This is a genomic window from Streptomyces sp. ADI95-16 (genome assembly GCF_003721495.1).
In the GTDB taxonomy this organism is placed as follows: domain Bacteria; phylum Actinomycetota; class Actinomycetes; order Streptomycetales; family Streptomycetaceae; genus Streptomyces; species Streptomyces goshikiensis.
On sequence record NZ_CP033581.1, the window covers coordinates 1,497,901 to 1,516,260 of the forward strand.

An 18,360-nucleotide genomic window follows, 5' to 3' on the forward strand; every position below is an offset into this window, starting at 1 on the left:
TCGACCCGCGTACGGGACTCCGGCGTCGGCGGGCTCAGGCGGTCGGCTCGCGCCAGACGCCCGTGGTCAGGAGGGTGTCGAGCGTCTTCGTGTACGGGGCGATGTCGAGGCCCTGCGCCGCCAGCCAGTCGTCGGAGTAGTACTTGTCGAGGTAGCGGTCGCCCGGGTCGCACAGCAGGGTGACCACACTGCCGGTGCGGCCCTCCGCCACCATCTCCGAGATGATCTTCAGGGCGCTCCACACTCCGGTGCCGGTCGAGCCGCCCGCCTTGCGGCCTATGGCGTGTTCCAGCGCGCGGCACGCGGCCACGCTCGCCGCGTCCGGCACCTTCATCATCCGGTCGATGGCGCCCGGCACGAAGCTCGGCTCCATGCGCGGCCGGCCGATGCCCTCGATGCGCGAGCCGCAATCGCTGCTCGCGTGCGGGTCGCCCAGCGTCCAGCCGTCGAAGAAGCAGGAGTTCTCGGGGTCCGGGACACAGATGCGGGTGTCGTGCTGCATGTAGTGCACGTACCGCGCGATGGTCGCGGAGGTGCCGCCGGTGCCGGCCGTCGCCACGATCCAGGCGGGTTCGGGGTACCGCTCCAGGCGCAGTTGCTGGTACATGGATTCCGCGATGTTGTTGTTCCCGCGCCAGTCCGTCGCGCGCTCCGCGTACGTGAACTGGTCCATGTAGTGGCCGCCGGTCCGGGCCGCGAGTTCCGCCGACGCCTCGTACATCTTCATCGGGTCGTCGACGAAGTGGCATTCGCCGCCGTGGAATTCGATGAGGCGGCACTTCTCCGGGCTGGTCGTCCTCGGCATGACCGCGATGAACGGCACGCCGATCAGCTTGGCGAAGTACGCCTCGGAGACGGCGGTCGAGCCGCTGGACGCCTCGATGACGGGGCGTCCGGGGCGGACCCAGCCGTTGCAGAGGGCGTAGAGGAAGAGCGACCGGGCGAGGCGGTGCTTGAGGGAGCCCGTGGGGTGCGTGGACTCGTCCTTGAGGTAGAGGTCGATGCCCCAGGCCTCGGGGAGCGGGAAGCGCAGCAGGTGGGTGTCGGCGGAGCGGTTGGCGTCGGCCTGGACCTTGCGGACGGCTTCCTTCAGCCAGGCGCGGTAGTCCGCGTCGCTGCGGTCGACGTCGACGGTGGTGACCGTCGCGCCGGTTCTGCCGGTGTTGCCGGTGGTGCTCATTCGCCGTGCTCCTTCGTGCGTGCGTTCGCCCCCTGCTTTCGCAATGTACCCCCCTCACCTGCACAAACGGTCACTTTGGGTCTCTATGCGAATCGCTTTAGGGCTTCGCGAACGCGGTTGTCCCGCGCGTTCGGTTGCACACCGGGGCACCGTGGGTGACCCTGGTGGAGCATTACTGAGGGTGCAGCACCCGTAACACTCATGTCGGGGAGTCGCAGCCGTGATCAGTCATTCCCGCAGGCACTGCGTCGTCGAACTGCAAGCCTTGCCGTCGCGGATCGGCCAGATCCGAAGAATCGTTTCTGCGCAGCTGCGCCACTGGCAGCTCGATCCGCTCATAGACCGGGCTGCGCTCGGCGTGACGGAGCTGCTCAGCAACGTCCACCGCCACGCGCAGCCGAACAAGGTGTGCACCGTCGAGATCGAGTTCCGCCTGGGCCGCCTCACGGTGTCGGTGTACGACAGCGATCCGCGGCTGCCGGTCCTGCGCGAGACGCGGGCGGACGCCCTGGACGCGCCGGACGCCCTCGGCGCGCTGGAGACCTGCGGGCGCGGCCTCGCGCTCGTCGAGGCGGTGAGCGAGGCCTGGGGGGCGCGGCCGCACGGCGACGGTCCGGGCAAGATCGTGTGGTTCTCGCTCCGCGCCACCCCGGCCCACGTCGCACCGAAGGGCACGGTCATCATCGACACGGCCATGCCCGTACGAGAGCCCGCCCCGGCGGCGTTCGTGGCCGTGGACGCGGAGGCCGTCGCGGTCAGCGTGCCGGTGACGGTGTCGGTCGCCGCCCGGCCCGGGTAGCTCGGGGCCGGCCGGGCCCGCCGGACCCGCCGGACCGGTTCAGGCCGCCGCCCCCAGGGCCCCCAGCGGGTCGTCCAGCACCGGCTGCCACGCCAGCTCCGCCGCGCCGACCAGGCTGTTGTGGTCCAGGGTGCACGGCAGGATCGGCACTCCCCCGCTGCGCCCCCACAGGCTCCGGTCCGCGACGACCGCGCGCAGCCGCTCCGGGTCCGCGTGCAGCAGCTCCCGGTGCAGCCCGCCCAGGATGATCCGGTCCGGGTTGAGGATGTTCACCAGGCCCGCGAGGCCGAGGCCCAGCCGGTCGATGAGCTCCTCCGCCGCCGCCCGTACGGCGGGCTCGGCGTACTCCTCGCGCACCAGGTCACGGGCCTGCTGGAGCAGCGACACCTCCGGGCCGGGGGTGCGGCCCGCCGCCGTCAGGAAGGCCAGCGGGTCCGCCTCGACGTCGAGGCAGCCCCGGCTGCCGCAGTGGCAGGGGCGCCCCTCCGGGTTCACGGTGAGGTGGCCGACCTCCAGGGCCAGCCCGGAACTCCCGCTGTGCAGCCGGCCGTCGAGCACCAGCGCGCCGCCGACCCCGCGGTGGCCGGTGGCCACGCAGAGCAGGTGCTGCGCGCTGCGCCCCGCCCCGTGGCGGTGCTCGGCGAGCGCGGCCAAGTTGACGTCGTTGCCGGTCAGGGCGGGGCCGTCGATCCCGGCGGCCTTCACGCACTGGGCGAAGATGGCCCGTACGGGGGCGCCGGCCGGCCAGGCCAGGTGCAGCGGGTTCAGCGCCGTACCCTCCGGCTCGGCGACGGCCGACGGGACGGCGAGGCCCGCGCCGACGCAGCGGCGGCCGCTGCGCGCGAGCAGTTCGGCGCCCGCCGAAACCACCGCGCCGAGCACCTGCGCCGGGTCCGCGGAGACGGTGACCTTGCCGGGGGAGGTCGCCACGATCCGGCCGCCGAGGCCGACGAGCGCGGCCCGGAAGCCGTCCGGGTGCACCTGCGCGGCGAGCGCCACGGGGCCGTTCTCGTCCACGGAGAGCCGGTGCGAGGGCCGGCCCTGGGCGCCGCCGGCGCCGCCGGGGCGGGAGTCGACGCGGATCAGGCCGAGGGCCTCCAGCTCGGCGGCGACGGCTCCCGCGGTGGCCCGGGTGACACCGAGCTCGGCCGTCAGCACCGCCCGGGTCGGGGCCCGGCCGGTGTGGACGAGTTCCAGCGCCGGACCGAGCGCGCCGCGGCCCCGCTCCAGCTTGGTCCTCGCGGATGCCGTGGACACCGTGGTCGCGTCCCCCACCCCCGGCGGGGCCCCGTTGCCGTTCATGACAGCGATCCTCGCATGATCGGCGCCCCTCCCGCTCCGCCAGTGCTGTGGCCGGAAAGGTTTGCCGGGGCGCGGTGTCCGGTGCGGTGCATCGCAAGGCGGAGTGCCGAGGCTCGTACTGGACGTACCTGCCCGGTCCGACAACGCGGCGAGGTGCCGTGCCGGGCGTCGCGACCCGGTGAACCTTTCGGTTCGGTCACAGCGCTAGGTAAAGACAGGCCCGAGGCCGCCTACGCGGAGGGTGATGTTCAGCCGGCCGGTGAGGCCCAGCGCCGGCGGGGCGGTGCCGGGCCACACCCTCGGCACCCCGTGATAGGCCCGCCGGCTCGGGCCGCCGAAGACGAACAGGTCCCCGCTGCGCAGCTCGACGTCCCGGTACGGGCGCCCGCGCGAGGCGGTGTTGCCGAACCGGAAGACGCAGGCGTCGCCGAGGCTGAGGGAGACCACCGGCGCCGCGGACTTCTCCTCGGCGTCGCGGTGCATGCCCATGCGGGCATCGCCGTCGTAGAAGTTGATCAGCGCGATGTCGTAGGCCGCGGAGGGGCCCGCGGGCGCCCCGGCGTCCCCCGTACCGGCGTACGCGGCGGCCACGGCGTCCCGGCCCAGCTCCGCGAGCCATCCCGGCATCGGTTTCACCGGCGCCCCGTCGCCGTCCACGGCAGTGCGGGCGTAGGCGTACGGATACCAGTGCAGCCCCAGGCACACCTGGCGGGCGGTCATCGTCCCGCCCCCGGGGGTGCTCACGGTGCGCAGCCCGGCGGGCGGGCGCGCCCACTCCCGGCAGGCGGCGAGCAGCTCCCGCTGCCGCTGCGGTCCGAGCCAGTCGGGGACGTGCACGGCGCCGGGCGCGATCAGGGTCCGCTCGCGCGGGAAGAGTTCCCCGTCCATGTGTCCATTGTCGGCGGTGGGCTGCGAGACTCCCGCCATGACCATCAAGACGGATGAGTTCGTGGAGATCCTGGTACGGGAGGGCGAGCTGCTCGCCGAGGCGGCCGGGCGGGCGGGCACGGAGGCTCCGGTGCCCACCTGCCCGCAGTGGCGGGTCGCGGATCTGCTGCGGCACACGGGGGCGGTGCACCGCTGGGCGGCCGGGTTCGTCGCCGAGGCGATCGTGGATCCGGTGCCGTTCCCGGACGCTCCCGAACTGGTCGGCCCGGAGCTGCTGGCCTGGTTCCGCGAGGGGCACGCGGACCTGGTCCGCACCTTGACCGAGGCGCCGGCCGATGTGCAGTGCTGGACCTTCCTGCCGACGGCGGCGCCCTCGCCGCTGGCCTTCTGGGCACGGCGGCAGGCGCACGAGACGGCCATCCACCGGCTGGACGCCGAGGCGGCGCTCGGCGTCGAGTTCGGCGCGGTGGCGCCGGAGTTCGCGGAGGACGGGGTGGAGGAGCTGCTCACCGGCTTCCACGCCCGCCCGCGCAGCCGGGTGCGGACCCCGGAGCCCCGCGTGCTGCGGGTCCGGGCGGCCGACACCGGCGCGGTGTGGACCGTACACCTGTCCCCGGAGCCGCCGCGCACGGTGGTGGGCGACCTGGGCGAGCCGGTGGACTGCGAGGTGACCGGGACGGCGGCGTGGCTGTACGCGGCGCTGTGGAACCGCCTCCCGCTGGCCGGGCCGGGGGTGTCGGGCGACGGGGAACTGGCGCGCCTGTGGATCGATACGGGCCGCATCTGACCGAAGGCGGCCTTGTGACAGAGCGCCGCGCACTGTGACACTGCGTATATGGGGCAACGTACGCAGGCGGACCGGGACGCGATCACCATCGAGATCGGCTACGCCGTGTTCAGCGGGGGTTTCGCGGCCGCCCTCGTCTTCGGGGCGGTCTACGGGCCGGCGCTGGCCTTCACCTTTCCCGGCTCGGCGCGCATGGCCCTGGAGCTGACGGGCGCGGTCCTGGCGGCGACGGTCTTCCTGCTCCGCACCGCCCACGTCCTGTGGCGCTTCGCCCGCCCGGAGCACGACGGCCGCTAGAGCGGTACCTCCATGTGGGGCCCGCGTTCCAGGGGTTGGGCACGACCGCGCTGGTGGCGTAGGCGTAGCCGGCGCCGCGTTCGAAGGCGGCCTCCGGGCCGGCCGTCGGACAGGTACGCCGCACAGGTGCCCTTGAACCACCCGCACGGGTATGAGGAACAGAAGAGCGGACTGTCACCTCATCACGTATACCTCCGTCAGGCCCGTGCCACCCGTGTCACCCACGTCATACGGAGGGCAGCCCGACGGCGTGCGCCAGCTGCCCGGCGGCGTGCGCGAAGAAGGCGTCGCGGTCCTCGACCACCCGGTTGAACTGGCCGAAGACCTCGCAGGAGACGAGCCCGACCAGCTGGGCCCAGGCGGCGACCAGGGCGGCGGTCACCTCCGGGGGCAGGCCCTCCGCGAAGTCCGCCGTCATCCGCTCGGCCTCGGCGCGCAGGGCGGCGGGCAGCGGCGGCAGCGCGATCCCGCGGCCCTGGTGGGCGGCGCGGACGATGCCGATCAGCGTGTTCGCGGCACGGGCGGCGGGGCCGACGGTGTCGAGCGGGGCGCTGTAGCCGGGGACCGGGGAGCCGTAGATGAGGGAGTACTCGTGCGGGTGCGCCAGGGCCCAGGCGCGGAAGGCCCCGCAGACATCGGCCCAGCGGACGCGGGGCGGGGCTCCGGCGGCGCGGGCGCGGGCGTCGGCTCCCTCGGCGGCGGCGCCGACGCTGTCATAGGCGTCGACGATGAGCGCGGTGAGCAGCTCGTCGCGGCTGGGGAAGTAGCGGTACAGGGCCGAGGAGACCATGCCGAGCTCGCGGGCGACGGCGCGCAGCGAGAGCTTGGCGGCGCCTTCGGCCGCGAGCATGCGGCGCGCCTCGTCCTTGATGGCGGCGGTGACCTCGATGCGGGCCCGTTCCCTGGCCCCTCGCACGGTGCTCATACGGGTCAGTCTGCCATGTGGGTGGAGCACTGCCCATAAACAAGAGCACCGACCCGATCAGAGAGCAGTGCTCTTGTTTTGGTGCGCCGCTCCGGGCACACTGGGCAGTGCACCAAGACGAGAGCACCGCTCTCCTCGCCCGTGACCCCGGAGGCCACCATGAACGCGCCCACCCCGCACTACGTCCAGGCCGGCCCGCTCGCCGTCCGCCTCAACGCGTTCCTCGGCAAGCTCGCCCGCCACGGGATCAGCCTGGCCGGCACCGCCGAGCTGTCGGTGCGCGGCCGCACGTCTGGCCGGATGCAGCGGATCCCGGTCAACCCGCACACCCACGAGGGCGAGCAGTACCTGGTGTCGGCCCGCGGGCACTCGCAGTGGGTGCGCAACATGCGCGTCGCCGGGGGCGGGGAACTGCGCGTGGGGCGCAAGGTGCGCGCCTTCACGGTCACCGAGATCACCGACCCCGTGGTGCGGGCGGCGGTGCTGCGCACGTACCTGGAGAAGTGGGGCTGGGAGGTCAACCGGTTCTTCAACGGCGTCACCGCCCGCTCCTCCGAGGCGGAACTCCAGGCCGCGGCCGCCGACCACCCGGTCTTCCGCCTCACGATCACCCCCTGACGCACCGACACCCCAAGCCACCGCAGCCCCCCGGCCCCGGCCCACCCTCGACCGCACCGGCCACCCTGGCCCGCCCTCGACCGCACCGGCAACCCCCGGCACCGACCCACCGCCGACCACACCGGCCACACCGGCCTTGGCTCTGGCTCTGGCCCCGGCCTTGACCCCGGCCCACCCTCGACCACACCGGCCACCCCCGGGTTCGACCTCGGTCCTGACCCCCCGGTCCTGACCCCGACCCCGACCCCGGCCCACCCTCGTCCGCACCGACCGCACCGACCGCACCGACCCTGGCCCACCCTCGACCGCACCGGCCACACCGGCAACCCCCGGCACCGGCCACACCGGCAACCCCCGGCACCGACCCGCCGCCGGCCGCACCGGCCACCCCCGGCCTCGACCTCGGTTCTGGCCCCGACACCAGCCCACCCTCCTCCGCACCGGTCACACCGGCCGCCCCGCCGCCGGCCGCGCCAGCCGCCCCCGGCCCCAGCGCCGCCGGCTCGGGCCGCCTTCGACCGAACCGAGCCGGCAGTCCGACGGGCCCCGCCCACCGCCCGATCCGGCGCGGCAGCCCGACCGGCTCCGCTTCGACCGTGCGGGCGATCCGCGGTGGACCGGCCGTATGGGCGGCCCACCCCTGACGCTCCGTCATGTTTGGCTGGACCTTCGCCCGCCTGGCTCCGTGCCCGGTCGAGAAGGAGAGTCCCGTGCCCCGAATGGTCCGCCTGCCGCGCGTCGCCGGTGCCGGCGCCGTAGCCGTCGCGCTCGCCGTGCTCGCGTCCGCCCCCACCGCCGGCGCGGCGGCCGTCGCCGAGCCGCCGCCGCCGCCGTCGACGCTGCCGGCCCCGACCCCCGCCGCGCCGCTGTCACTGGTGGACCCCCACATCGTGGGGCACTTCGACCTCGCCAGGGGCCAGACCCCCGAGAACATCGCGCTGGAGCCCGACGGCTCCGCCGACCTGACCTTCGCCTTCGCCCGCCAGGTCGCCCACGTCGACAAGCGCGGACACGTCCGGACCATCGCCACGCTGCCCGCCGTCGCGGACCCGCAGACCCCCGAGATCGGCGCCGCCGTCACGACCGGCCTCGCCCGGGCCCACGACGGGACGCTCTACGTCGGCTACGCCACCGGCACCGACGCCGGTGGCGTCTGGCGGATCACCCCGAACGGCGAGGTCAGCCAGTTCACCGACGAGGACCTGCCGGCCGGCTCCTTCATCAACGGCCTCGCGCTCGACGAGCACCACGGGGTGCTCTACGCAGCCGACTCTTACCCCGGCAAGGTGTGGCGCGTCTCCCTGGACGACGGCTCGGCGACCGCCTGGGCCACCGGCCCCGATCTCGAACGCGTCGGCTTCTTCGGGGCGAACGGCATCAAGGTGCGCGAGGGCTCGGTCTGGGTCTCCAACTTCGACCGGGGCACGCTGCTGCGCATCCCGATCGAAGCGGACGGCTCCGCCGGCCCCGTCGAAACCCGCGCCACCGATCTGGACGGCATCGACGACTTCGCCTTCGCCGGGAACGGCGATACGGTCCTCGCCGCCCTCAACTCCACCAGAGAGGTCGCCGTGGTCCGGCGCGACGGCTCGCACACCGTCCTGCTGACGGCGGCCGACGGGCTCTCCAACCCCACCTCCGTCGCCGTGAACCGGCAGAAGGTGTACGTCCCGAGCGCCGCCCACGGCACCCAGAACGACCCGAACCTGCTGCTCGCCCGCCTGGAGAAGCACCGCCCGAAGCCCTGAGGCCCCCCCGGACCGCCCCCAGGACCGGCCCCCGAACCGCCCCTGCGGCCGACGCCCGACCCGGCCCCCGGCCCGACCCCCGAACCGACCCCCGAACCGACCCCGGGCCAGCCGGCGGGACCCGGCAGTACACCGGGCCCCGCCGCGCCCCGTCAGTCGCGGGCGCTCCGCGCCTGCCGCTCGTCGAGGGCGTGCAGCCCCTTGCGGACCAGCGGGTACGTCCGTACCAGATCGGCCAGCGTCGTCGAGCCGCGCACGATCCGGGCGAAGGACGTCCACGCCGGCCGGAAGCCGGTGATGGCGGCGTGCAGCAGTCCCGGCCGGGCCTCGAACAGGGTCAGCATCCGCTTGCCGACGCCCATCTCCGCACCCAGTCCCGCCTTCACCGCGAAGGAGTAGTTCAGGGCCTGGCGCCGCGCGTCCACCGCGTCCTGCGCCTCGGAGATCTTCGCGGCCCACTCCCCCGCGAGCCGCCCCGACCGCAGCGCGAAGGAGATGCCCTCCCGCGTCCACGGCTCCAGCAGCCCGGCCGCGTCGCCCGCGACCAGCACCCGGCCGCGCGAGAGCGGCGATTCGGGCTTGCGGCAGCGCGTCAGGTGCCCGGAGGAGACGGCCGGCTCGAAACCGGCGAGGCCCAGGCGGGCGATGAAGTCGTCCAGGTACCGCTTGGTCGCGGCGCCTTCGCCCTTCGCCGAGATGACCCCGACGGTGAGGGTGTCGCCCTTGGGGAAGACCCATCCGTAACTGCCGGGCAGCGGACCCCAGTCGATGAGCACCCGCCCCTTCCAGTCCTCTGCGACGGTCTGCGGGACCGGGATCTCCGCCTCCAGGCCGAGGTCCACGGTGTCCATCTCGACGCCGACGTGCGCGCCGATCCGGCTCGCGCTGCCGTCCGCGCCGACCACCGCCCGGGCCAGGACGGTCTCGCCGTCGGCGAGGACGACGGCCACGGTGCGCCGGTCGGGCACCGCCGCGCCGTGCTGCTCGACCCGCGCCACCGCCGTACCCGTACGGACCGTCGCGCCCGCCTTCTCCGCGACGGCGACCAGGCCCGCGTCGAACTCCGGCCGGTTGATGAGCCCGAACAGCATCTGCTTCGAGCGCCGGGTCCGCGTCAGTCTGCCGTTGTGGGAGAAGGTGACCGCGTGGATGCGGTCCTTCAGGGGCAGGACGAAGCCCGGCGGAAGGGCGTCGCGCGAAGGACCGATGATGCCGCCGCCGCAGGTCTTGTAGCGGGGCAGCTCGGCCTTCTCCAACAGCAGGACCCTCCGCCCCGCCGTCGCCGCCGCGTGCGCGGCCGAGGCTCCGGCCGGGCCGGCCCCGACCACGACCACGTCCCACACCTCCCCGGTTGCCCCGGAGCCCTCCTCGCCCGTCCCCCGAGCGGCCTGCCCCGCGCCCCCGCCGTGTACGTCGTCTGCGCCGTGTACGTCGTCGTCGCTGCTCACGATGTGCTGCTGCTCCTGATCACGCTGTTGCTCGGATGCCGGGGAAATCCTACGGCGAGAGATCGCCCCGCCCGGCTGTGCGAGGATCGGAGCTGACTTTCGCCGTGCCGCATACGCCCACCCCGCGGATGCGGGCGGCGTACACCGAGTACAACGTCGCACCCAAAAGGAGCGTGCCCATGACCCGGAATCCGATCGCCGAGACCATCGCCTCACTGATGCCCCGCGCCAAGCGGGAGCTGACCGAGCTGGTGGCCTTCCAGTCGGTGGCGGACTGGGCGCAGTTCCCCAAGAGCGAGAGCGAGGCCGCCGCCAACTGGGTGGCCGACGCCCTGCGCGTCGAGGGCTTCCAGGACGTGGCGCTCCTCGACACCCCTGACGGCACCCAGTCGGTGTACGGCTTCCTGCCGGGCCCCGAGGGCGCTCCGACGGTCCTTCTGTACGCGCACTACGACGTGCAGCCGCCGCTCGACGACGCCGCCTGGGTCTCCCCCGCCTTCGAGCTGACCGAGCGCGACGGCCGCTGGTACGGGCGCGGCGCGGCGGACTGCAAGGGCGGGTTCATCATGCACCTGCTGGCGCTGCGCGCGCTGAAGGCCAACGGCGGTGTGCCGGTGAGCGTGAAGGTCATCGTCGAGGGCTCGGAGGAGCAGGGCACGGGCGGCCTCCAGCAGTACGCGGAGGCGCACCCGGAGCTGCTCGCCGCCGACACGATCCTCATCGGTGACGCGGGCAACTTCCGCCTCGGCCTGCCGACGGTGACGGCCACGCTGCGCGGGATGACCCTCGTCAAGGTCAAGATCGACACGCTGGGCGGCAACCTGCACTCCGGCATGTTCGGCGGGGTCGCCCCCGACGCGCTGGCGGCGCTGATCCAGCTGCTGGCCTCGCTGCGGGCGCCCGACGGTTCGACCACCGTGGACGGGCTGGCCTCGGACGCGGTGTGGGAGGGGTTGCAGTACCCGGAGGCGGACTTCCGCTCGGACGCGAAGGTACTGGACGGGGTCTCCCTGATCGGCGAGGGCACCATCGCGGACCGGCTGTGGGCGCGGCCCGCGGTCACCGTCCTCGGCATCGACTGCCCGCCGGTCGTCGGCGCCACCCCGTCGGTGCACGCCGGCGCGGGCGCGCTGATCAGCCTGCGCGTGCCGCCGGGTGTGGACACCGCGGACGCCATCAAGCGGCTGGAGGCGCACCTGGTGGCGCACACGCCGTGGCAGGCGCGGCTGGAGCTGGAAGTGGTCGGCCAGGGCCAGCCGTTCCAGGCCGACACGACCAGCCCGGCGTACGCGTCGATGGCCGCCGCCATGGAGGTGGCGTACCCGGGCCAGGAGATGCAGATCGCGGGCATGGGCGGTTCGATCCCGCTGTGCAACACGCTGACGTCGCTGTACCCGGAGGCGGAGATGCTGCTGATCGGGCTGAGCGAGCCGGAGGCGCAGATCCACGCGGTGAACGAGAGCGTGTCCCCGGAGGAGCTGGAGCGGCTGTCGGTCGCCGAGGCCCACTTCCTGCTGAACTACGCGGAATCCAAGCGCGGCTGACGCCTCGCGGGCGCAGGCGCGGGCACCTGAGCCTGCGCCTGCCCTGCGCGTGCCCTGCGCCTGCGCCTGCGCCTGCGCCACGAGCGAACTCCGCCCCCGGCGAAAGGAACCCCGGGGGCGGAGTCCTCTCGCGTACGGTCGGCCCATGAATCCGGATCTTGTCGAGGTACTCCCCGGGCGCCTGTACATGCTCCGCTTCCCCATCGGCCAGGCCTACTTGTGGTGCGACGGGGACGCGCTGACCCTGATCGACGCCGGGCACGCGGGGGCGGCGGACGCGATCGAGGGCGCGATCCGCTCGCTCGGGCTGCGCCCGGAACGGCTGGAGCGGATCGTGCTGACCCACTGCCATCGCGACCACATCGGCGCCGCCGGTGAACTCGCCGACCGCTGGGGCGCGCAGGTGCTCGCGCACGCCCTGGACGCCCCGGTGATCCGGGGGGAGCGGCCGGTACCGGAGCCGGTGCTGCTGGACTGGGAAGTCCCCCTGTACGCGCGCGGCCTGACGGTGCCCGAGGCTCCGCCGGTACGGGTGGACCTCGAGCCGGCGGACGGCGAGAGCCTCCCCTTCGGCGACGGGGCGGTGGTGGTGCACGCCCCGGGTCACACGCCGGGCAGCATCGGCGTCCATCTGCCGCGGCACGGCGTGCTGTTCACCGGCGACTGCGTGGCGGGGGTGGGCCAGGTGATGCTGGGCGTGTTCAACGTGGACCGCGCCCAGGCCGAAGCCTCCTTCCGCCGCCTGGCCGCCCTCGCCCCCTCCGTGGCCTGCTTCGGCCACGGCGACCCCCTGACCACCGACACGGCCGCGGCCCTCCGTGCGGCCGCCCATCCCGCCCCCCGCCTCCCGGCAACCCCGTAGCCCCGCCCCGAAGGGCTCGGCGGGGCCGCGGAGGGGCCACTGGGGGACGGCGGCCCGGTCACGGGGTGGGGTGGCCCGCCTCCAGGTAGTGGGGGTGGCCGCGGTCCCGGGCGCGCAGCGCCCAGCGCAGGCGTTCGTAGCGCTGTGGCGGCAGCAGGTCCGCCGCCTCCACCTCCGTGACGAACCGCCACTGCCGCAGTTCCGGCCCGGGCAGCCGGAGGGCGGCGATGCCGGACTCCCCGAGGCGGCCCCCGTCGAACAGCAGCCGCAGCCCCCCGAACGCGGGGTGCCTCGGCGGTTCCCAGTCGACGACCAGCAGCCCCGGCACCCGGTCGAGGGTGAGGCCGAGCTCCTCCTCCACCTCCCGGATCCCGGCGCGGGCCGGCGCCTCGCCCGATTCGACGACCCCGCCCGGGAACTCCCAGCCCGCCTTGTACGTCGGGTCCACCAGCAGCACCCGGTCCCGCTCGTCGAACAACAGCACCCCGGCCGCCACGGTCTCCCGCGTCGGCTCCGGGGTCTGCACGATGTCGCAGACCCGCGCCGCGTCGGACCGTACGGCCTTCGCGATCCGCTCCGCCGTCTCCCGCGGGCTGATCGCGCCGTTGTCGATGACGTGCGCGTCGCCGGTGAGCCAGCCCAGTGCCTGCTGGTACGTGGGGAGGTGCTCGTACGCCCATTCCTCGTCCCGCGGATCGGCCGGCTGCTTCTGCCGCCCCGCTATCCGCTCCCGAAGGATCGTTTCCTCCGGGGCCAGCAGCACGTGCCGTACCGGAATCCGGCGCGCCGCCAGGCCGCCGAAGATCTCGTCCCGGTACTCCTGCCGCAGCAGCGTCATCGGCACCACCAGCACCCCGCCCAGCTCCCCGAGCATCGCCGCCGCCGTCTCCACGACGAGCCGCCGCCAGCTCGGCAGGTCCTGGTAGTCGGTGACCTCGTCGATCCGCTTGCGCGGCAGCAGCACCCGCAGCGCGTCGCCGATGAACTCCGGGTCGAACAGGGTGCTGTCCGGAAGGAGTCCGACCAGTTCGCGGGCCGTGCTGGTCTTCCCGGCACCGAACGTGCCGTTGATCCAGACAACAGTCACTGGTACTCCCAGATGAGAAGGCCGCTGAACAGCGGCGGAGCCGGATTCGCAGGGCCATCTGGGAGAGGTATGGGAATTGAGAGTGTCCACAGCCCGGCCCCCACCACTTCCTTCTCCCACACTCTCTGGAGATACCCAACTTCCGCTCCTCCATCGCGATCGTCACCTCGCTGTACGTACCCTCCGCACCGGGCAGCTCGGGACTGACACGATGAGCGCACACGCTGCGGCCCCCAGCCTGCCTGGTCGGAGACCGCAGCGTGTGGCCTGGCAACGAGCGAAAGGCGTCAGGCAACTTCAGTGCGGGCGACATCGAGGATCCGGCACGCCTGGGCGCGGCTGATGCCGAACACCGAGTCGGCGTACGACTCCCAGCTGCTGCGCCCGAGGGGGAGCCGGGACGCGGGCGGCGTGCGCGTCGCAGACCCGGCGGCAAACATCTCCACGGAGCGCCGGACGTCGTCCATTGCCTCGCGCAGCCCGGCTGTCACCTCGTGGGCGCGGGCTGCGGTGATCGGCGGCCGCACCGGTTCGACGATGTGCTCCTGGTCCTCGTGGCGCTCGCCCATGACTCCGTCGTCCTGCGCGCCGGCAGAGCCGGCCAAGGCGTACGGAATGTCGGCCCGAGGCCCGCTCGATCTCTTCTCCTGAGCGCGAACGGAGGCCGGCAGCCACGCGGATGTGGCAGGCGAAGGACCAGCTCGGCGCGCACGACAGGAGCACCGCCGTACTGCGGACGCCGTCGTCGCCTGACTGCGGGCCCTGCCCGCCCACCCCGCTCCGCCACGTGAGTCACCTGAACCTGAAGCTGCCTGGACCGCTGCCGTATCCCGGCCCGCGCGGGCCTACGCCCGGGCCGGGTGGTGTTCGCGCGGACGAACTTGTCGTGAAGGGCGAGAATGGGAGGGTGCCCGCGCACCTCGCACACGACTGAGGTGGTTTGGAATGGACGAGGGACCGGCGCTGTCGCCTCACGAACGCAAAGTCCTGGCGGACATCGAGCAGACCCTGGACGCCGACGTCGAGCTCCAGCGCACACTGCGCTCCCGGTCCCGGCTCCACGCCATCGCGCGGCGTCCCCTCGCGGCGGGAATCGTCTGCGTCCTTGCCGCGCTCTGCCTCGGCCTGCTGGTGGCTGCCGCCGCGACCTCGTCCCCCGTGCTGATCTGGTGCTTCGCCCTCGCCTGGGTGTCACTGCTCGTCACCACGGCCCTGTACCTGCGGGACTGGTACCGCAACCGGAGAACACGTGCGGGCGGCACGCCTCCCGATCGGCCATAGCGGCACGCCTGCCGGTACGGCGCCGCTGTGTTCGGCGAATCGACGGTGGCTACGGCGCAAGGAGCACGTCAGAGCGCCTGCCGCAGCGCCGTCAGCGGCCGGCAGCCGAAAGGCGCTGCGTCATGACCCGGTAAGGGGCAGAACTCCGGACCGGACCGCCGCCGCTTCTTGCGCTGCTGCCTGGATCCGAGCGCCGCTCCCTCGCCGAGATCCTGCGCGCGGAGACGTTCGGCGGGCTCGTCCTGCTGTCCGCGGCCTCATCGCGCTGGTGTGGGCCAACAGCCTGCTCGCCGACAGCTACGAACACGTCAAAGAATTCGAGTTCGGCCCGTCCGCCCTCGGTCTCCACCTGTCCGTCGCCCACTGGACCGCCGACGGCCTGCTCGCCATCTTCTTCCTCGTCGCGGGCATAGAACTCAAGCGCGAACTCGTCCGCGGCGAGCTGAGCACCCCGGCCACGGCCGCCCTGCCCATGGTGGCCGCGCTCTGCGGCATGGCCGTCCCGCCGGCCTGTACGTGCTCGTCGCCGCAGCGGGTGGGGGAAGCCTGGCCGGCAGGGCCGTACCCATGGCGACCGACATCTCCTTCGCGCTCGCAGTCCTCGCCGTGATCTCCACCCACCTGCCCGCCTTCCCCCTCACCCTGGCCTCCGTCGACGACCTCGGCGCCATCGTGATCATCGCCCTGTTCTTCACGGACCACCTCAACCTTGCCTTCCTCGGCTGCGCGCTCGCCGGCCTCGCCGTCTTCTTACGACCTTGGGAGTAATTGACGTTGGGGCGTGCTGGCCTGGCGGGTCGGCCGGTGGGTGATCAGCAGGCGACCTGCCGGGCGAGCACCAGTTCGGTGCTCAGCTTGCGGCGGGTCGCCTACCGGGCGGAGCGGTCGGAGACCAGGGCGGCGATCGCGAGGTGGGTCTCGGGGTAGGTCTCGCGGCGACCCATGAACCGCTGGAGCGGGCGCTACTGCTTGTAATCAGCGTTGGTGTGTTCCACACAGATCCGGGCGGAGGACTGGCGTCGTCGCTGTTCGCGCCAGGCATGGTGCTCGCCGAGTGGAGCGTCGCCCTTCGGCTTCTTCGGCGGGGCGCTGACCTGGTCGGGGAACTCGTTGGCCAGTCCCCCGTAGCCCTCGTCGACCTCGGCCTCGACCTTCGGATGGTGGCGGAACTGCTCGGCGATGCCCTCAGTACGCACGGCGGTCTGGTCGTGCATCCGGCCCGGCCGTACGACCCCGCTGAACAGGGTGCGGCCTTGGCCGTCACTGAAGGTGGTGGTCTTGATGGTGTTCTGCCTCTTCTTGCCGGACACGAACGCCTTGCGGCCGGGGCGGCCCGTGCGCGGGCGCCGGACCTGCACCTCCGTGCCGTCGATCCGCAGCCTGACGCCCTCCGCGGCGGTATAGGCGAACAGGTCCTCCAGCGTGTGCAGCCGCAGCCCCGGCTGGCCGGGCACCGCGAAGCCCCGGGCCGCCAGCAGCGGCCGGAGCTCTCGGATCGCGCCGGAGACGGTCGAGCGGTCCACCCGGTACAGCTCGGCCAGTGCCGCGTGCGGCAGGCCCAGCCGCAGGTGGACCAGCGTGACCAGGAGCCGGTCGGTGAACACCAGCCGCTGCTTGCGCCCCGCCCCGGCGGCCCGCCGCCGTTCCCCGCCCCGCCGCTCGCGCAGTGCGGACTCACGGCGGGCCTGCCACTTCGGGGCGAGTTCTTCGAGCAACCGCCGAAGTGTGCGCGAGAGCCCCTGACAGGGCAGGATGGGAACAGGCCGCACGGGCCCAAGTAAGCGTCACAACTTACCCAACCCGCACGGCCCTTCTCATGTCACGGTCAGGCCCGGCCGGTACTGCCCCGAAACCCGCCAGGGCCGCCCGGACCTGGCGAGACGCCCGTCATCCTCCCTGCGCCTTGACGTGCTCGATGACCTCGTTGAGGTCCTTGGTCGGCGAGAAATCGATGTACTCGCAGTCTTCGAGCGCCACCGGGGCGTGGCCGGACGGCCAGTAGAAGGCCTCACCCGCTTCGTAGAACTCGTCACCGTCCGGCGTCCGCATCTTCAGCCGCCCCTTGAAGAGGTAGCCCCAGTGCGGGCACGGACACAGATCACCGACCAGACCCTTAAGAGCCGGCCCCATGTCGGTGCCCTCGGGAAACGTCACAAAGGCAACGGACATGTCTCCACCGACGTCCTGCATACGAAACTCCACCCCGCCACCTTCGATGGCGACAGGAGTGTCCTTCCGCGTCGTTGCTGTCATAGCTCCTCCCTGCTCACCTACTAAGGGAAACAGCAGAACCCCTCCCCTCCAGCCTCGACCCTGGAGCTACGCACCGCGATGCGGATTTGGGGTCGAGATCAGAAACCGAGACTGGTCCTCGCCCGCATGACGACCCGCTGAACACCCACCAGCCGACCCGCCAGGCCAGCACGCCCCAACGTCAATTACTCCCTAAGTCGTTACTCCTTCAGCACTTCCGGGTCAGGGGCTGGTGGTGGTACGTGCCGCTCGGGCTCACCATCTGGACCCTGACGTACAACAGCGGCGTGCACGCCACCGTCGCCGGCGTCGCCATGGGACGGCTCCTGCGCGCCACACCGGGCGCGGGCGAGGAGTCCTCGGTCGGCGGCCGCAGTGCCCGTCTGCTGCGCCCGGTCTCGGCAGCGGTCGCCGTACCGCTCTTCGCCCTGTTCGCCGCGGGCGTGCCACTGTGGGGCGAGGCGCTCACCCGGGTGTTCACGACGCCCGAGCCGCTCGGAGTCGTCGCCGGCCTCGTCGCGGGAAAGGTCATCGGCGTGTTCGGCGGCGCCTGGCTCGCCGCCCGCTTCACCCACGCCCAGCTCAACCCCGAACTCTCCTGGGCCGACGTCCTCGGGCTCGCCGGCATCAGCTTCACCATCGCCCTGCTCTTCGGCGAACTCGCCTTCCCCGGCGGGGCCAACGCTGCATCCGTCAAGGCCGCGGTGCTGATCGCCTCACTCATCTCCGCAGCGACCGCCGACGCCGTGCTCCGGCGCCGCAACGCCATCTGCCGCTACCTGTCCGACGAAGAGGAGCACGCCTCAGACAACGGCCGCGACAGAACGGCCCGTCCGCTACGGGACGGCAACGGTGTTCGACGTGATCGCCCAGCCGTACCTGGGCCGGGCGGTACGGGAGAAGGTGCAGGTGCTGGAGCGCGGCTCGGATCTGGTGCTCGGCTCCGATCACACCCATGTCGCCGGCGGCAGGCTGACCGCGACGACGGTGGAGACGGTCCGGTTCACCCCGCCCGAGAGGGTCGACTTCCGCCTGGTGCGCGGCCCGGTCCCGCACATGGCCGAAGCTTTCGTCCTGACTGAGCAGGCGGGCGGCACCCGGCTGGTGTACGAGGGCGAACTCTGCACGGACCTGTGGCGGGCCGGAGCCTGGTGGGGCACAACGGTGGCCGGCCGCTGGGAGGCGACGGTCGCCGCATCGCTCGCCGCGGTCAAGAAGGAAGCCGAACGCCGGGCAGCACACCGGTAGCCACGCCTTCAGGCAGGCACGGTGCCCACGCGACGGCGCCGCACCGGTCAAGGGCTGAACCCTGCGGCCCCTTGGTGTCGCTCGGCAGGGCGA

Annotated in this window: 19 protein-coding genes and 1 pseudogene; 11 read left to right on the forward strand and 9 right to left on the reverse strand. The window is 73.0% G+C overall.

Going from position 1 to position 18,360, the window contains the following annotated elements:
• Positions 1-34: 34 nt before the first annotated feature.
• Complete coding sequence (locus EES41_RS06155; RefSeq protein WP_123076351.1) at positions 35-1,180, reverse strand: PLP-dependent cysteine synthase family protein; 1,146 nt, start codon at positions 1,178-1,180, stop codon at positions 35-37.
• Between the two features lie 220 nt (positions 1,181-1,400).
• On the opposite strand from EES41_RS06155, the gene EES41_RS06160 reads away from it, so the two are divergent.
• The gene (locus EES41_RS06160; protein ID WP_123076353.1) at positions 1,401-1,979 is read left to right on the forward strand and encodes an ATP-binding protein; all 579 of its coding nucleotides are present in this window, start codon (positions 1,401-1,403) and stop codon (positions 1,977-1,979) included.
• 39 nt (positions 1,980-2,018) lie between these two features.
• On the opposite strand, the gene EES41_RS06165 is transcribed toward EES41_RS06160, so the two are convergent.
• Together EES41_RS06165 and EES41_RS06170 are read right to left on the reverse strand one after the other, a co-directional pair.
• Complete coding sequence (locus EES41_RS06165; protein ID WP_123076355.1) at positions 2,019-3,281, reverse strand: ROK family protein; 1,263 nt, start codon at positions 3,279-3,281, stop codon at positions 2,019-2,021.
• 204 nt (positions 3,282-3,485) lie between these two features.
• Positions 3,486-4,169 carry an alpha-ketoglutarate-dependent dioxygenase AlkB gene (locus EES41_RS06170; protein WP_123076357.1) on the reverse strand — a complete coding sequence of 228 codons (684 nt, stop codon included), beginning with the start codon at positions 4,167-4,169 and terminating at the stop codon, positions 3,486-3,488.
• Between the two features lie 43 nt (positions 4,170-4,212).
• Here EES41_RS06170 and EES41_RS06175 point away from each other — a divergent pair, with 43 nt between their 5' ends.
• Positions 4,213-4,956, forward strand: coding sequence for a maleylpyruvate isomerase family mycothiol-dependent enzyme (locus EES41_RS06175; protein WP_123082301.1), 744 nt, complete (start codon positions 4,213-4,215; stop codon positions 4,954-4,956).
• 48 nt (positions 4,957-5,004) lie between these two features.
• Positions 5,005-5,253, forward strand: coding sequence for a DUF6332 family protein (locus tag EES41_RS06180; protein ID WP_123076359.1), 249 nt, complete (start codon positions 5,005-5,007; stop codon positions 5,251-5,253).
• Between the two features lie 226 nt (positions 5,254-5,479).
• On the opposite strand, the gene EES41_RS06185 is transcribed toward EES41_RS06180, so the two are convergent.
• Positions 5,480-6,178, reverse strand: a complete 699-nt coding sequence (locus tag EES41_RS06185; RefSeq protein ID WP_123076361.1) for a TetR/AcrR family transcriptional regulator — start codon at positions 6,176-6,178, stop codon at positions 5,480-5,482.
• Positions 6,179-6,337: 159 nt separating this feature from the next.
• Here EES41_RS06185 and EES41_RS06190 point away from each other — a divergent pair, with 159 nt between their 5' ends.
• Positions 6,338-6,796, forward strand: a complete 459-nt coding sequence (locus EES41_RS06190) for a nitroreductase/quinone reductase family protein (RefSeq protein ID WP_123082302.1) — start codon at positions 6,338-6,340, stop codon at positions 6,794-6,796.
• Between the two features lie 719 nt (positions 6,797-7,515).
• A complete protein-coding gene (locus EES41_RS06195; RefSeq protein WP_123076363.1) occupies positions 7,516-8,544 on the forward strand; it encodes an SMP-30/gluconolactonase/LRE family protein in 1,029 nt (342 codons plus the stop codon).
• 152 nt (positions 8,545-8,696) lie between these two features.
• Here EES41_RS06195 and EES41_RS06200 read toward each other — a convergent pair whose 3' ends face one another.
• On the reverse strand, positions 8,697-9,887 hold the full coding sequence (locus EES41_RS06200) for a geranylgeranyl reductase family protein (protein WP_254211733.1): 1,191 nt from the start codon (positions 9,885-9,887) through the stop codon (positions 8,697-8,699).
• Between the two features lie 284 nt (positions 9,888-10,171).
• Between EES41_RS06200 and EES41_RS06205 the strand changes: the two genes are divergently transcribed.
• Together EES41_RS06205 and EES41_RS06210 are read left to right on the forward strand one after the other, a co-directional pair.
• Positions 10,172-11,536, forward strand: a complete 1,365-nt coding sequence (locus tag EES41_RS06205) for a dipeptidase (protein ID WP_073780515.1) — start codon at positions 10,172-10,174, stop codon at positions 11,534-11,536.
• A 145-nt stretch (positions 11,537-11,681) separates the two neighbouring features.
• Positions 11,682-12,398 (forward strand): MBL fold metallo-hydrolase, encoded by a 717-nt coding sequence (locus tag EES41_RS06210; protein WP_123076367.1) that lies wholly within the window; start codon positions 11,682-11,684, stop codon positions 12,396-12,398.
• A gap of 58 nt (positions 12,399-12,456) precedes the next feature.
• On the opposite strand, the gene EES41_RS06215 is transcribed toward EES41_RS06210, so the two are convergent.
• Together EES41_RS06215 and EES41_RS41290 are read right to left on the reverse strand one after the other, a co-directional pair.
• Positions 12,457-13,485 (reverse strand): NUDIX hydrolase, encoded by a 1,029-nt coding sequence (locus tag EES41_RS06215; protein ID WP_123076369.1) that lies wholly within the window; start codon positions 13,483-13,485, stop codon positions 12,457-12,459.
• Positions 13,486-13,772: 287 nt separating this feature from the next.
• Positions 13,773-14,090, reverse strand: coding sequence for a hypothetical protein (locus EES41_RS41290; protein ID WP_164495760.1), 318 nt, complete (start codon positions 14,088-14,090; stop codon positions 13,773-13,775).
• Positions 14,091-14,430: 340 nt separating this feature from the next.
• On the opposite strand from EES41_RS41290, the gene EES41_RS06225 reads away from it, so the two are divergent.
• Positions 14,431-14,766: a DUF3040 domain-containing protein gene (locus EES41_RS06225; protein ID WP_123076371.1), complete on the forward strand. Its 336-nt coding sequence runs from the start codon at positions 14,431-14,433 to the stop codon at positions 14,764-14,766.
• A gap of 173 nt (positions 14,767-14,939) precedes the next feature.
• Positions 14,940-15,516, forward strand: a pseudogene (locus EES41_RS06230) (Na+/H+ antiporter NhaA); the annotation flags it as partial.
• Between the two features lie 212 nt (positions 15,517-15,728).
• On the opposite strand, the gene EES41_RS06235 reads toward EES41_RS06230, so the two are convergent.
• Together EES41_RS06235 and EES41_RS06240 are read right to left on the reverse strand one after the other, a co-directional pair.
• A complete protein-coding gene (locus EES41_RS06235; protein WP_367995765.1) occupies positions 15,729-16,481 on the reverse strand; it encodes a transposase family protein in 753 nt (250 codons plus the stop codon).
• Positions 16,482-16,653: 172 nt separating this feature from the next.
• Positions 16,654-17,019: a hypothetical protein gene (locus EES41_RS06240; RefSeq protein ID WP_123076373.1), complete on the reverse strand. Its 366-nt coding sequence runs from the start codon at positions 17,017-17,019 to the stop codon at positions 16,654-16,656.
• Positions 17,020-17,105: 86 nt separating this feature from the next.
• Here EES41_RS06240 and EES41_RS06245 point away from each other — a divergent pair, with 86 nt between their 5' ends.
• The gene (locus EES41_RS06245; RefSeq protein ID WP_367995766.1) at positions 17,106-18,101 is read left to right on the forward strand and encodes a Na+/H+ antiporter NhaA; all 996 of its coding nucleotides are present in this window, start codon (positions 17,106-17,108) and stop codon (positions 18,099-18,101) included.
• Positions 18,076-18,267, forward strand: a complete 192-nt coding sequence (locus tag EES41_RS42770) for a hypothetical protein (protein ID WP_254211336.1) — start codon at positions 18,076-18,078, stop codon at positions 18,265-18,267. Before EES41_RS06245 ends, EES41_RS42770 begins: the two co-directional genes overlap by 26 nt.
• Positions 18,268-18,360: the final 93 nt, after the last annotated feature.

Bases quoted from the DNA above. Each gene is read 5' to 3' on its own strand.
- EES41_RS42770 (WP_254211336.1), top strand. From the start codon at position 18,076: ATGGCCGAAGCTTTCGTCCTGACTGAGCAGGCGGGCGGCACCCGGCTG.
- EES41_RS06165 (WP_123076355.1), bottom strand. From the start codon at position 3,281: ATGAACGGCAACGGGGCCCCGCCGGGGGTGGGGGACGCGACCACGGTG.
- EES41_RS06185 (WP_123076361.1), bottom strand. From the start codon at position 6,178: ATGAGCACCGTGCGAGGGGCCAGGGAACGGGCCCGCATCGAGGTCACC.
- EES41_RS06205 (WP_073780515.1), top strand. From the start codon at position 10,172: ATGACCCGGAATCCGATCGCCGAGACCATCGCCTCACTGATGCCCCGC.
- EES41_RS06210 (WP_123076367.1), top strand. From the start codon at position 11,682: ATGAATCCGGATCTTGTCGAGGTACTCCCCGGGCGCCTGTACATGCTC.
- EES41_RS06155 (WP_123076351.1), bottom strand. From the start codon at position 1,180: ATGAGCACCACCGGCAACACCGGCAGAACCGGCGCGACGGTCACCACC.
- EES41_RS06225 (WP_123076371.1), top strand. From the start codon at position 14,431: ATGGACGAGGGACCGGCGCTGTCGCCTCACGAACGCAAAGTCCTGGCG.
- EES41_RS06170 (WP_123076357.1), bottom strand. From the start codon at position 4,169: ATGGACGGGGAACTCTTCCCGCGCGAGCGGACCCTGATCGCGCCCGGC.
- EES41_RS06195 (WP_123076363.1), top strand. From the start codon at position 7,516: ATGGTCCGCCTGCCGCGCGTCGCCGGTGCCGGCGCCGTAGCCGTCGCG.
- EES41_RS06180 (WP_123076359.1), top strand. From the start codon at position 5,005: ATGGGGCAACGTACGCAGGCGGACCGGGACGCGATCACCATCGAGATC.
- EES41_RS06190 (WP_123082302.1), top strand. From the start codon at position 6,338: ATGAACGCGCCCACCCCGCACTACGTCCAGGCCGGCCCGCTCGCCGTC.
- EES41_RS06240 (WP_123076373.1), bottom strand. From the start codon at position 17,019: ATGACAGCAACGACGCGGAAGGACACTCCTGTCGCCATCGAAGGTGGC.